Here is a 12,183-nt window from a genome sequence, read left to right on the forward strand (position 1 = left end):
CCGGGAAAAACGGGTTACAGAGGAGGGCGGTTCAGCGCGCTAGCGTCAACAGCTTCCGGGCTTGTCGGGGCTGGCCTGCTGGGACGGCAGCGTGGCTTCGAAGAAGGCGCGGAACTGTTGCTGCAGGTCCGCCGCACAAGGGCATTCGGCGATCAGCGGGGTGTACAAGGCATCGGGCCAGCCCTTGGCATTCGTCACCAGATTGAAGCTGGCTGCGATGCCGGCACTGCGCAGCCGCTCGGCATAGGCCCGAGCTTCGTCGCGCATGGGGTCGTCTGCACCGCTGAGCACCAGGGTGGGCGGCAGGTCGGCCAGACGGCGGGCTACGCCGGGTACGGCATAGGGGTGCTCGGCGTCCATCGGGCAGCGCAGGTACTGCTGCCAGCCATCGGCCCATTTACAGCCGGTAGCAGCACCGGTGCTGGCCCGCAGCGACGCCGTGCCTACGCAGGGGTCGAGCATGGGCGACAGCAGAATCTGCCCGGCCAGCGGCGGGTGGCCACGGTCGCGTGCCATCATGGCCACGGCGGCAGCCAGGTTGCCACCGGCTTCTTCGCCGGCCAGGAAAAGGCGGGCGCCCTGGCCGGCCAGTTTCACGCGGTGTTTGTAAACCCATTCCAGCGTGTCGTAGCCCACTTCTACGCCCTGTGGAAACGGGCTCGCTGGCGCCAGCGGGTAGGCCAGCGAGACCACTACCGCCCCGGCGCTGGCCAATAGCCGTGCCACCGTGGCGCCGTTGTCCAGGCCGCCCGCCACAAAGGCGCCGCCATGGAAGTGCAGCACCAGCGGCGCGGCACCGCCGGGTACGCGCTTGCCGTACATGCGCACATCCACCGCGGGCCGCTGCGGCAGCGCGATGCAGGCGTCGCTTTCGGTGGGCTGTATGGGCCGGGTGGTTGTGGGGCGAGAGACCATGGTGGTGTTTTCAGTAAATCGCAGGTGGTGCGGGAATGTGAAGTAATGTAGTGCGCATGGTTTATTGGATAAAGATGGGGTTTTGTGAGTTCTCTGTTTCTAATCCAGCAACAATAGGCCATCTTTACCGTGCGAAGATGCGATCCGCTCTGGCACGAGGTCTGGGCAAGGAAGGACTATGGACCAGATACTGACCATGCGTGTCTTTGCCCGGGTGGTGGAGGCAGGCACTTTTACCAAGGCCGCCGACTCGCTGGCGCTGCCCAAGGCCACGGTCACCAAACAGATCCAGCATCTGGAGTCGCGCCTGCGCGTCAAGCTGCTGCACCGCACCACGCGCCGTGTGTCCGTCACACCCGATGGTGCTGCTTACTACGAGCGTGCGTCCCGGCTGCTGGCCGACCTGGACGAGCTGGAAGCCAGCATGGGCAACGCCCAGACCACGCCGCAAGGGCGCTTGCGGGTGGATGTAGGCTCGTCTGTGGCGCAACTGCTGGTGATACCGGCACTGCACACTTTTTATGCGCGTTACCCCGACATCCAGCTGGACCTGGGGGTCAGCGACCGTCCGGTGGACCTGATCGGCGACAACGTGGATTGCGTGATACGCGGCGGTGAGCTGCTGGACCAGTCGCTGGTGGCGCGGCGCATTGGCAACCTGCCGTTCATGTCCGTGGCTTCACCCGAATACCTGCGCCGCCATGGCGTGCCCTTGCACCCGCTGGATCTGGAGAAGGGACACTACATGGTGAACTTCTTCTCGCCCCGCACCGGGCGTTTGATGCCCCATGACTTTGAGAAAGACGGCGAGACCATTGAGCTGGCCAGCCCGCACCGTATTTCCGTCAACGAAAGCAATGCTTACATGGCGGCTGTGCTGGCCGGCCTGGGCGTGGCGCAGTTGGTGAGCTTCATGGCCGCACCACATCTGGCCAGCGGCGCGCTGGTGCAGGTGTTGCCCGAGTGGTCGATCCGAACCGTGCCGGTCTACGTGGTGTACCCGCCGAACCGCCACCTGAGCGCCAAGGTGCGCTCATTTGTGGACTGGGCGGCTGAGCTGTTCAGCCAGAACCCGCTGTTGCGCTAGTTTAAATTTACAAGGTTTTTAGGCCGTTGGCGCAGATTCTATCTGCGCGAGTAGCTATGAAATATATAGCAATTGTGGGCAATCCACTTCACCCCTTGGTTGAACGTTTACCCGGCTGCAGCAACTCGCGCATGGCCTGCAGCGGCAGTTCGCGGCTGCGGCCCCGGCGGAACACCAGCGAAAACTGCGACTGGTAGCCGAACTCGGCCGGTAACAGCACCTTCAGCCGCCCCTGCTCCACCCAGGACTGGGCGTAGTGTTCGGGTAGGTAGCCTATGTAGCCGCCCGAAAGGATCAGAATCAGCTGCGCCTCCATGCTCTCCACCGTGGCCACGCTGCGCTTGAAACCATGACGGCCCAGCTCGGTCTGGCTCCAGTAACTGCGGCTGACCACGTTCAGCTCCGACACATAGGCCGGCTGCACCGCCCGTTGGCTGAAGCAGGGATGCCTGTCGCTGCAATACAGCCATTGCTGCTCGCGGTACAGCGGGTGGTAGACCAGGCCATTGGCTTTGGCCGGGAAGAAGCCCACGGCAATGTCCAGCTCGTTGTCCAGCAGGCCCTTCTGCAGCTCATAGGGGCTGCGTATCAGCAGGCTCAGGTGCATGCCGGGGAATTTGCTGGAAAACACGCCAATCGCCTGGGCCAGCGGCAGCGAGACGTCGGTCACCGTGGTGTCGAGCACGCCCATCTTCAGGGTGCCGCCCAGCTCGCCCTTGAGCGACTGGGTATACAGATCAAAGCTGTCCAGCTCGCCCAGCACGCGCAGGGTTTCGGACAACAGCAGCTCACCCTTGGGCGTCAGCGCAAAGCCACCGCGCCCGCGCCGGCACAGGCTGAAGCCGACCTGGGCCTCCAGCTGGGTCATATAGGTGCTGATGGCCGAGGTGGTCAGGTTCAGCTCCTGCTGTGCGCGGGCAAAGCCTTGGTTGCGCGCCACGCTGGCGAAGATGCGCAGCAGCTTGAAGTCGGTGCCAGGGGGAGTAGCCATGCTGTTTAGTTGTGAAAAGTCGAAACTGATTATTTGTTTTCTACTATTTTTTCATAACCAGGGCTGGCTAAAGTTCAACCCAGTTTCTGGCTTCCAGTTCCAAAGGTCCCCGCGAGATGTCCAAAGTTCTTCACCAACCCCAGGGCGGCAACGAGATGCCGCGCTTTGCCGGTCGCTCCACCATGATGCGCCTGCCCGCCATGGACAGCGCAGCCGGCCTGGACGTTGCCTTCATCGGCGTGCCACTGGACATCGGCACCTCGCTGCGCGCTGGCACCCGCTTCGGGCCGCGCCAGATCCGCGCCGAGTCGGTGATGATCCGGCCCTACAACATGGCGACCGGGGCGGCACCGTTCGACTCGTTGTCGGTCGCCGACATTGGCGACGTGGCCATCAACACCTACAACCTGCTGGAGTCGGTGCGCATCATCGAGGAAAGCTACGACAGCGTTTTGCAGCACCCGGTGATCCCGCTGACGCTGGGGGGCGACCACACTATCACATTGCCCATACTGCGGGCCATTGTGCGCAAGCACGGCCCGGTAGGCCTGGTGCATGTGGACGCGCACACCGATACCAATGACGACATGTTTGGCGAGAAGATTGCCCACGGCACCACCTTCCGCCGCGCGGTGGAAGAGGGCCTGCTGGACTGCCAGCGCGTGGTGCAGATCGGCCAGCGTGCCCAGGGCTATTCCAGCGGCGACTTCCAGTGGGGCGTGGACCAGGGCTTTCGCCTGGTGCAGGCAGAGCAGTGCTGGTACCAGTCGCTGGCGCCGCTGATGGCCGAGGTGCGCACCCAGTTGGGCAGTGGCCCGGTGTATCTCAGCTTTGACATTGACGGCATCGACCCCGCCTGGGCCCCCGGCACCGGTACCCCCGAAGTGGGCGGCCTGACCGCCATCCAGGCACTGGAAATTGTGCGCGGCTGCAAGGGACTGAACCTGGTCGGTGGAGACTTGGTGGAGGTGTCGCCACCCTATGACCTCAGCGGCAATACCTCGCAACTGGCAGCGAACTTGCTTTACGAAATGCTGTGCGTGCTGCCCGGCGTGGCGTACCGCTGAGATAAGACCATGGAACTCAAGATATTTCGCTCCACCTGGGGCGCAACCACCGATATGGCAGCCTGCGTGGCCCAGCTGCGCGAGGCCGGCTGCACGGGCCTGGAAGCCCGCTTGCCCCTGGATGCGGTGGCCCGGCGTGTGCTACGCGATACCTTGCGCGCCGAGGCGCTGGACTACATCGCTACGGTGTTCACCGGCGCCGACGTGATTCCGCGCCAGCAGGACGGCCCTGAGGTGCATTTGCAGCACCTGGCCCGCGCCTTTGATGCGGCGGTAGATATTGCACCCCGTTTCGTGAATCTGCTGGCCGGCAACGACCGCTGGTCCTTGGCGGCCCAGGTGGACTTTCTGGGCCGGGCCCAGGCGCTGGCAGACGCAGCAGGCATAGCCTGCACCTTCGAAACCCACCGTGCCAGCTCGCTCTACAGCCCCTGGGTCACGCTGGACATAGCTCGCCAGTTGCCCCAGCTGCGCTACACCGCCGACATCAGCCATTGGGTGGTGGTGTGCGAGCGTCTGCTGGACGACCCGCTGGACGACTTCCAGCCATTCATCGACCGCGTGCACCATATCCAGGCCCGTGTGGCCTATGCCCAGGGCCCGCAGGTGCCCGACCCGGCTGCACCCGAGTACGCGCCCGAGCTGGCTTTCCACCAGCGCTTCTGGGAATCCATCTGGGCTGCGCAGCGTGCCCAGGGCTACACCACGGCCACGCTGACCCCCGAGTTCGGCCCGGACGGCTATATGCATCTGCTGCCCTACACCCGCAGCCCGGTGGCCGACCTGTGGTCGGTCAACCGTTGGATGGCGCTGGAAGAGCGGCGCCATTTTGAACGCTGGTCGCAACACAACCTCTCTCAAACCCACACCACGGCAGGACTCTGAGCATGCAACCCGGACAACGTAATTTCACGGCCTTGCCCGTGATCAATATCAGCTGCCTCTACAGCGACAGCCTGGCGCAGCGCCAGACGGTGGCCGATGCGTTGGGCCAGGCGGCACGCGATGTCGGCTTTTTCTACATCGTTGGCCACGGCATCGATTCCAAGCTGGTGGCCGGTCTGCGCGAGGCCAGCCGCACGCTGTTCGCCCAGCAGATGGAATGGAAGATGCGCTACTACATCGGCGAATCCTGGGGCCATAAAGGCTATGTACCCGAAGGCGAAGAGGTGTATTCCAAAGGCCGGCCCGACCACAAGGAAGCCTTCGACATCGGCTTTGAAGCACCGAATGACCACCCGCTGGTGCTGGCTGGCACGCCGCTGATCGGCAACAACAAATGGCCCGATCTGCCCGGCTTCAAGGCCGCAGTGGCCAGCTATTACGCGGCGGTGTTCGCCCTCGGTCGCCAGCTGTTCCGTGGCTTTGCCTTGTCGCTGGGCCAGCCGGAAGACTTCTTTGAGGCCATGGTGACCTGCCCGCCGTCCAAGCTGCGCTTGATCCACTACCCGGTGGACACCGAGGCGGTGGATGCGCCCGGCATAGGCGCCCACACCGATTACGAGTGCTTCACGCTGCTGCTGGCCGACCAGCCCGGCCTGGAGGTGATGAACGACCAGGGTGTCTGGGTCGACGCGCCGCCGTACTCCGAAGCCGGTGAAGAAGCCTTTGTGATCAACATCGGCGACATGCTGGAGGTGATGACCGCCGGCGCGTTTCCCGCCACCTCGCACCGCGTGCGCAAGGTGCAGCACGAGCGTTATTCCTTTCCGCTGTTTTTTGCCTGCGACTACCACACGCGCATCCGGCCGCTGCCGCAGTTTGCCCGTGCATCTGCGAGCACCAGCTACAGCGAGCTGTCGATTGGTGACCACATGTATTCGCAAGCCCAGCAAACCTACACCTACCTCAAACGCAAGGTAGCGGCCGGTGAAATCGCCCTGCCCGAAGGTGCGCTGAAGCCCAATAGCTTCGGCCACCTGAAGTCCCAGGCCACCGCCTGAACCCCGTTTCGCTTTCCTTATTTGTCCACCCACCCCAGGAGTTAACCACCATGATGAAAACCATCCGTACCGCGTCCCTGCACCGCAGCCTGTTGGCTGTGGCATTGGCGGCCTTGCTGCCGGCCGCTGCATTTGCCCAAACCCTGACCCCCGGCCAAATCAAGGTCGGCATGGAAATCACCTACCCCCCGTTTGAATCCTGGCAGGGCGACAAGGTCGTGGGCTTTGACCCCGATGTGGCCGAGATGCTGAGCAAGGACATGAAGACCAAGCCGGCTTTTGTGGACACCAAGTTCCCCAGCCTGATCCTGGGCCTGGGCAGCGGCCAGTTCGATACCGTCATTTCTGGCATGTACATCACGCCCGAACGCACGGCCCAGGCCGATGCGATTGCCTATGCCCGCACTGGTGCCTCCATCATGGTGGCCAAGGATGGCGGTGTCAGCCCGAAGACCGAGCAGGAACTGTGTGGCTTGAAGGTGGGCCTGCAAACCGGCACCACCTGGGTCAAGGCCCTGGCCAAGCTGTCCACCGACTACTGCGCACCGAACGGCAAGCCCGCCGTGGCCGTGAGCGAGTTCCCCACCGCGCCTGAAGCCTCGCAAGCGCTATTGTCGAAGAATATCCAGGCCCAGCTGGAAATTGCCGGCGCTGCCAAGATGCTGGCCGAACGCAGCAAGGGCCGCATCACCATCAGCTCGCCCGCGCTGGTCTATCCACAAACCCTGGGCATCTACGTGAAGAAGGGCAACAGCGCGCTGTACCAGTCGCTGGAGAAAGCCTTGGCTGCCGCCCAGGCCAGCGGCGAATACGCAGCGCTGATCAAGAAGTACGACCTGGAACCCATCGCTTCCAAGTAAGCCCTCGCGGCATTAGAGAACCAGGAGCATCTGCATGGAATTGGATTGGCCGTATTTCTTTTCTCTGTTTTCCATGGGGGTGTTCTGGCGGGCCTGCGTAACGGTGGTCGAGCTGGGCTCGCTGTCCTGGGGGCTGGGCCTGGTGCTGGGCTTTTTGGTGGCCTGCGCACGCATCTCGGAGTCGCGCTGGATCAGCGCGGCAGCCGCCTTTTATGTGTGGCTGTTCCGCAGTGTGCCGCTGCTAGTGCTGGTGGTGTTTGTGTTCAATCTGCCGCAGATATTCCCGTCCAGCCGCAGCATCATTGGTGAACCCTTCTTTGCCGGCCTGCTGGCCATGGTGTTGACCGAGGCCGCCTATATGGCCGAGATACACCGTGGCGGTTTGTTGTCGGTGGCCAAGGGCCAGCGCGAGGCGGGCAAGGCGTTGGCGATTGGCCGCTTTGGCGCCATGCGCCTGATCGTGATTCCGCAGGCCTTCCGTATCGCCCTGCCCACGCTGATCAACGAATACGTCACCATCATCAAGCTGACTTCGCTGGTCTCGGTGATCTCGCTGCCCGAACTGTTGATGACAGGGTTGCGGCTGTATTCGCAGAACTTCCTGGTAATGGAAACCCTGCTGGCCGTGGCCGTGTACTACGTGTTTCTGGTCACCATTTTCAGCACCCTGTTCAGCTGGCTGGAGAAGCGGCTGGACCTGCACACGCGCCAGCCCGTGACACTGGATGCCGCTGCGTGCACCGCGCTGCGCGGCGAGCTGGGCGGCCCGGTAGCGCTGCAGCCGGTGGTGGCCGTAGCCGGTATGCCTGCCGCCCTGGAGCTGCGCAATATCCATAAGGCCTACGGGCCGCATCAGGTGCTCAAGGGCATAGGGCTGCAGGTGGCAGCGGGCGAGGTGATTTCCATCATCGGGCCGTCTGGCTCGGGCAAGACCTCGCTGATACGCACCATCAACAGCCTGGAGAAGATTGACCAGGGCGAGATCATCCTGTTTGGCGAGAGCTATATCCACGCCAACGAGCCGCTGGACAGCAGCCGTGTGCGCAAAGGCATAGGCCGTATCGGCATGGCCTTCCAGAATTTCAACCTGTTCCCGCACCTGACCGTGCTGGACAACGTCTGCCTGGCACCGCGCTACCACCAGCAGCCCGCAGATGCGCTTTTGCGTCGCACCCGCGCGCTGCAGCTGCTGGACAAGGTGGGCCTGCTGGCGCACCACCAGAAGTACCCCCACCAGCTCTCCGGCGGTCAGCAGCAGCGCGTGGCGATTGCCCGCGCGCTGGCGATGTCGCCAGATGTGATGCTGTTCGATGAGCCCACGTCCGCACTCGACCCCGAGCTGGTGGGTGAGGTGCTGAAGGTGATCCAGGACCTGGCGCAGGAAGGCATGACCATGGTCATCGTGACCCACGAGATGGATTTCGCTCTGGCTATATCCGACCGCGTGCTGTTCATGGAGAACGGCCTGGTTCAGCTGGACGCGGCCCCACAGCAGATTCAACAGCCTGACGCGCCTAGCGCCACGACACAGCGTGTGCGCAAATTCATGGGACTGGACACTTGATATGACCGTAACGACTGACGAAGCCACCCTGCGCCGCGACCTGGCCGCCGCCTACCGCCTGGCCGCCCTGTTTGGCTGGGACGACACGCTCTACACCCACTTCTCTGCGCGCCTGCCGTCCATTGGTGGAGAGGATGACGGGGAAGAGCGCTTTCTGATCAACCCCTTTGGCAAGATGTTTGACGAGGTTTGCGCCAGTGACCTGCTAGTGGTGGACATGCAGGGTCGCGTGGTGTCTGGCGGCGCCGACTACAACGTGGCCGGCTTCACCGTGCACAGTGCTGTGCACATGGGCGGCCAGAACGCACATTGCGTGATCCATACCCACACCCTGGCTGGCATGGCAGTAGCGGCCTGCGACGGTGGGTTGCTGCAGTTGAACCAGATCAGCGCCGAGTTTTATGGCCGGGTCGGCGTGCATGCCTACGAAGGCGTGGCCTTCGACCTGGGCGAGCGGGCCCGCATCCAGCAGGCGCTGGGCAATAACATCGCGCTGATCCTGCGCCACCACGGCCTGTTGTCCGTGGGTGCCACGGTGGCCGATGCGTTTTGCATCATGTACTACCTGAACCGCGCGTGTGAAATCCAGATGGCGGCCAGCCAGATGGCCGCTACCGTCGGCCCGGTCAGCGCCATGCCCACCCACCTGAGCCAGCATGCCTGCGAACAGCTGCAAAGCGTGGAGCATGAGCGCCAGATACTCTGGCAGGCCTGGCTGCGCAAGTTGGACCGCATCGACCCTTCTTACCGCAACTGACAAACTGAACCGACTATGCCGACTCTGCTGGTATGCAGCGATACCGATGATCTGGGCGGGCTGCATGCCGCCTTCCGTGCAGAGGCCGAGCGCCTGTGGCCTGACGTGCAGGTCCGCCTGTGGCCGGATGTGCCCGACCCGGCCGACGTGGTGGCCCTGGCCGCCTGGTTTCCGCCACCGGGCCTGGCCGAGAGCCTGCCGAACTTGCGCCTGGTGTGCTCGATTGCGGCCGGTGTAGAGCACGTGCTGCAGCGTCTGCCGGCGTCCACCCAGCTGCCGGTGACGCGTATCGTGGACCCCGGGCTGGCTGTGGGCATGGCCGAGTACGTGCTGTGGTCCGTGCTGTACTACCACCGAGCGCTGGACCGCGCGCAGCAGCAGCAGGCGCAGCGCGTCTGGCAGATGCCGGTACAGAAGACTCCCGCTCAAACCCATGTGGGCGTGATGGGCCTGGGCGTGCTGGGCGGCCATATTGCGCAGGTGCTGCGGGCTCAGGGCTTTGTGATCAGCGGCTGGTCGCGGTCTGCCCATGCCATCGATGGTGTGCGCACCTATGCCGGGCCGGACGCTTTGGATGATTTTCTGCAGGCGCCGGACATTTTGGTCTGCCTGTTGCCCCTGACACCCGAGACCCGCTTCATTCTGGGCAAGGACCTGTTCAGCCGTTTGAAGCCCGGCGCAGCCCTGGTGCACTGCGGGCGCGGCGAGCACCTGGTGGTGGACGACTTGCTGCAGGCCTTGGACCACGGCACATTGCGCGGCGCGGTGGTGGATGTGTTTGCGCAGGAGCCCTTGGCTGCATCCAGCCCGCTGTGGGCGCACCCGCGCGTGGTGGTCACGCCGCATATGGCTTCCGGCGCCCAGGCCAGTGTGATCGTGGCGCAGATTCTGGACAACCTGCAGCGCGTGCGCAGCGGCCAGCCGCTACTGAATAAGGTAGACCCGGCTGCAGGCTACTGATACCACCAGGACACGAAGCTCATCACCGCACTGACCGTCACCAGGCCCAGCACGGTGGACACGGCCACGCTGGCGGTGATCATCTCCTCCTTGGTGCGGTAGCGCTGCGCGAACAGAAACACATTCGCGCCCATGGGCATGGCGCCCGCCACCACCATCACCATCAGCGACAAACCGTGCAGGCCCAGTAGCCAGCCAAACAGCACCACCAGCGCCGGATGCAGCAGGTTTTTCGCCAGTGCCAGGCCCAGCGCCGGGCGCAGTTGCGGCCCGACCCGGTTCTGCGCCAGTGTGATGCCCACCATCACCAGAGCCACCGGGCTGAAGGCCTGGCCCAGCAGCATCAAAGGCGTGTCTACCACCGGAGGGATGGTCCAGCCGGTCTGGGCAAACAGCAGGCCGGCCACGATGGGAATGGGCACGGGGTGCAGCACCGCATTGCGCACCGCCTGCCAGACCAGCACCGCCACATGGTGCTGGGGGCCGCCGTTGCGGGCGTTTTCGCGGGCTACGGCCAACTCAACCGCCACGGTGGCCAGGGTTAGCAGCACCAGGGCGTGCAGCGAGATCAGGGTCAGCAGCGTCACCATGCCCGGCGGCCCGTAGGCCAGGCCAATCAAGGGGATGCCGATCATGGAGGTATTGCTGTAGGTGCTGGCCATGCCCAGCACCGCGGCCGTGCGGTTAAAGCCATAGACCAGTAGCGTGCCCGCGAATATCACCCCGGCGCCCAGGAAGTAAGCCGCTACCGGCTTCAGACTCAGGTCCTGCACATGCACCACGCTCATGCTGCGGAACAGCAGGGCCGGCGACAGCAGCAGAAACACCAGGTTGGACAGGTCTTTCACCGAGCCTGGGCCTATCCACTGGCGGCGGCCGGCGATCCAGCCCAAGGCGATAAGCAGGACCACGGGGAGCAGGGAGGAGACGATGGGGTTGTTCACGGGCGCGGGCGACAGAGTGCAAAAGCAGAGGCCCCCAGTGTAAACAACGCCCTTTTTTAGCTTCTTATGCTATTGAACATGTAGCTGGTTGCGCAGTAGATATAGGCGTCGTACGGATTTTTTATTTTTATTTAGCGGTGCTTTGCTGTAACTGGCGCAGGGCGGCCATCGCGTCCTGCGCCCGCTCCACGGGCACGTAGATGTGGTCATGGTAGGCACCGGCCACCACATTGCAGCTGATGCCTGCGTCGCCCAGCGCTCGTGCAAACGCTGCGGTCAGGCCCACGGCCTGCAGGTCGGAATGCACGGTCAGTGTGATCCATGCGCAGCGGAACAGCATCGGTAGCTGCAGCGCCAGTGCACGGGCTTCGGTCAACACCACAGACAGGCCTTCGGGCTCGCGGATGCTGGCCACCACGTCCTCCAAACCGATGGAATAGCCGGCAGGCAGGCTGGCGAACGCAAATACGCCCTCGTTCAGCACCGGCTCCATGCTGACCAGCAGGGTGCGCAAGTCAGCGATGGGCTTCACTTCAAACTGCCCGACAGGAACTGCTGCAGCCGCTCGCTCTTGGGCTGGCCCAGCACCTCGCGCGGCACGCCTTGCTCTTCGATTTGGCCCTTGTGCAGAAAGATCAGGTGGTTGGCCACCTCGCGGGCAAAGCCCATCTCGTGCGTCACCACCACCATGGTGCGGCCCTCCAGCGCCAGCTTCTGCATCACCTTCAGCACCTCGGAGACCAGCTCCGGGTCCAGCGCGCTGGTCGGTTCGTCGAACAGCATCACTTCGGGCTCAATCGCCAGGGAGCGCGCAATCGCCACCCGCTGCTGCTGGCCGCCACTCATGTGCGCCGGGTAGCTGTCTTCCTTGTTCTGCAGGTCCACCAGCTTCAGGTACTTGCGGGCACGGGCTATAGCTTCGTCCTTGGGCACACCCAGCACATGCACCGGCGCTTCGATGATGTTCTGCAGCACCGTCATATGCGCCCACAGATTGAAATGCTGGAACACCATGGCCAGCCGGGTGCGCATGCGCTGCAGCTGCTTGGCTTCAGAAGCCACCAGCTCACCATGCTTGTCGGCCACCAGCTTCAG

At 63.7% G+C, this 12,183-nt stretch carries 13 protein-coding genes; 8 read left to right on the forward strand and 5 right to left on the reverse strand.

Annotated features, from left to right (window positions below; translation table 11 throughout):
- Positions 1 to 45 precede the first annotated feature (45 nt).
- Positions 46 to 915: an alpha/beta hydrolase gene (locus tag AC07O2_RS22955; protein ID WP_495234532.1), complete on the reverse strand. Its 870-nt coding sequence runs from the start codon at positions 913 to 915 to the stop codon at positions 46 to 48.
- Positions 916 to 1,093: 178 nt separating this feature from the next.
- Between AC07O2_RS22955 and AC07O2_RS22960 the strand changes: the two genes are divergently transcribed.
- The gene (locus AC07O2_RS22960) at positions 1,094 to 2,002 is read left to right on the forward strand and encodes a LysR family transcriptional regulator (RefSeq protein ID WP_495099993.1); all 909 of its coding nucleotides are present in this window, start codon (positions 1,094 to 1,096) and stop codon (positions 2,000 to 2,002) included.
- A gap of 88 nt (positions 2,003 to 2,090) precedes the next feature.
- Here AC07O2_RS22960 and AC07O2_RS22965 read toward each other — a convergent pair whose 3' ends face one another.
- Positions 2,091 to 2,993 carry a LysR family transcriptional regulator gene (locus tag AC07O2_RS22965; RefSeq protein ID WP_495106368.1) on the reverse strand — a complete coding sequence of 301 codons (903 nt, stop codon included), beginning with the start codon at positions 2,991 to 2,993 and terminating at the stop codon, positions 2,091 to 2,093.
- 116 nt (positions 2,994 to 3,109) lie between these two features.
- On the opposite strand from AC07O2_RS22965, the gene speB reads away from it, so the two are divergent.
- From speB to AC07O2_RS23000, 7 genes are read left to right on the forward strand one after another with little or no spacing between them, the layout of a single operon-like run.
- A complete protein-coding gene (speB, locus tag AC07O2_RS22970) occupies positions 3,110 to 4,060 on the forward strand; it encodes an agmatinase (RefSeq protein ID WP_495234533.1) in 951 nt (316 codons plus the stop codon).
- Positions 4,061 to 4,069: 9 nt separating this feature from the next.
- Positions 4,070 to 4,945: a sugar phosphate isomerase/epimerase family protein gene (locus AC07O2_RS22975; RefSeq protein ID WP_495234534.1), complete on the forward strand. Its 876-nt coding sequence runs from the start codon at positions 4,070 to 4,072 to the stop codon at positions 4,943 to 4,945.
- Positions 4,946 to 4,947: 2 nt separating this feature from the next.
- Positions 4,948 to 6,003, forward strand: coding sequence for an isopenicillin N synthase family dioxygenase (locus AC07O2_RS22980; RefSeq protein ID WP_495234535.1), 1,056 nt, complete (start codon positions 4,948 to 4,950; stop codon positions 6,001 to 6,003).
- Between the two features lie 50 nt (positions 6,004 to 6,053).
- Positions 6,054 to 6,863, forward strand: coding sequence for a transporter substrate-binding domain-containing protein (locus AC07O2_RS22985; protein WP_495234536.1), 810 nt, complete (start codon positions 6,054 to 6,056; stop codon positions 6,861 to 6,863).
- Between the two features lie 34 nt (positions 6,864 to 6,897).
- Positions 6,898 to 8,427, forward strand: a complete 1,530-nt coding sequence (locus AC07O2_RS22990) for an amino acid ABC transporter permease/ATP-binding protein (protein WP_495234537.1) — start codon at positions 6,898 to 6,900, stop codon at positions 8,425 to 8,427.
- A 1-nt stretch (position 8,428) separates the two neighbouring features.
- A complete protein-coding gene (locus tag AC07O2_RS22995; RefSeq protein WP_495234538.1) occupies positions 8,429 to 9,184 on the forward strand; it encodes a class II aldolase/adducin family protein in 756 nt (251 codons plus the stop codon).
- A gap of 15 nt (positions 9,185 to 9,199) precedes the next feature.
- Positions 9,200 to 10,144, forward strand: a complete 945-nt coding sequence (locus AC07O2_RS23000; protein WP_495234539.1) for a 2-hydroxyacid dehydrogenase — start codon at positions 9,200 to 9,202, stop codon at positions 10,142 to 10,144.
- Here AC07O2_RS23000 and AC07O2_RS23005 read toward each other — a convergent pair.
- The 3 genes from AC07O2_RS23005 to AC07O2_RS23015 form a co-directional block, all read right to left on the reverse strand.
- Complete coding sequence (locus tag AC07O2_RS23005) at positions 10,138 to 11,088, reverse strand: AEC family transporter (protein WP_495234540.1); 951 nt, start codon at positions 11,086 to 11,088, stop codon at positions 10,138 to 10,140. The genes AC07O2_RS23000 and AC07O2_RS23005 overlap by 7 nt on opposite strands.
- A 127-nt stretch (positions 11,089 to 11,215) precedes the next feature.
- The gene (locus tag AC07O2_RS23010) at positions 11,216 to 11,620 is read right to left on the reverse strand and encodes an ACT domain-containing protein (RefSeq protein ID WP_495234541.1); all 405 of its coding nucleotides are present in this window, start codon (positions 11,618 to 11,620) and stop codon (positions 11,216 to 11,218) included.
- On the reverse strand, positions 11,617 to 12,183 hold a 567-nt coding region (locus tag AC07O2_RS23015; RefSeq protein WP_495234542.1), incomplete at its 5' end, for an ATP-binding cassette domain-containing protein. The genes AC07O2_RS23015 and AC07O2_RS23010, both read right to left, overlap by 4 nt.

This window comes from Rhodoferax sp. GW821-FHT10B06, assembly GCF_059415605.1.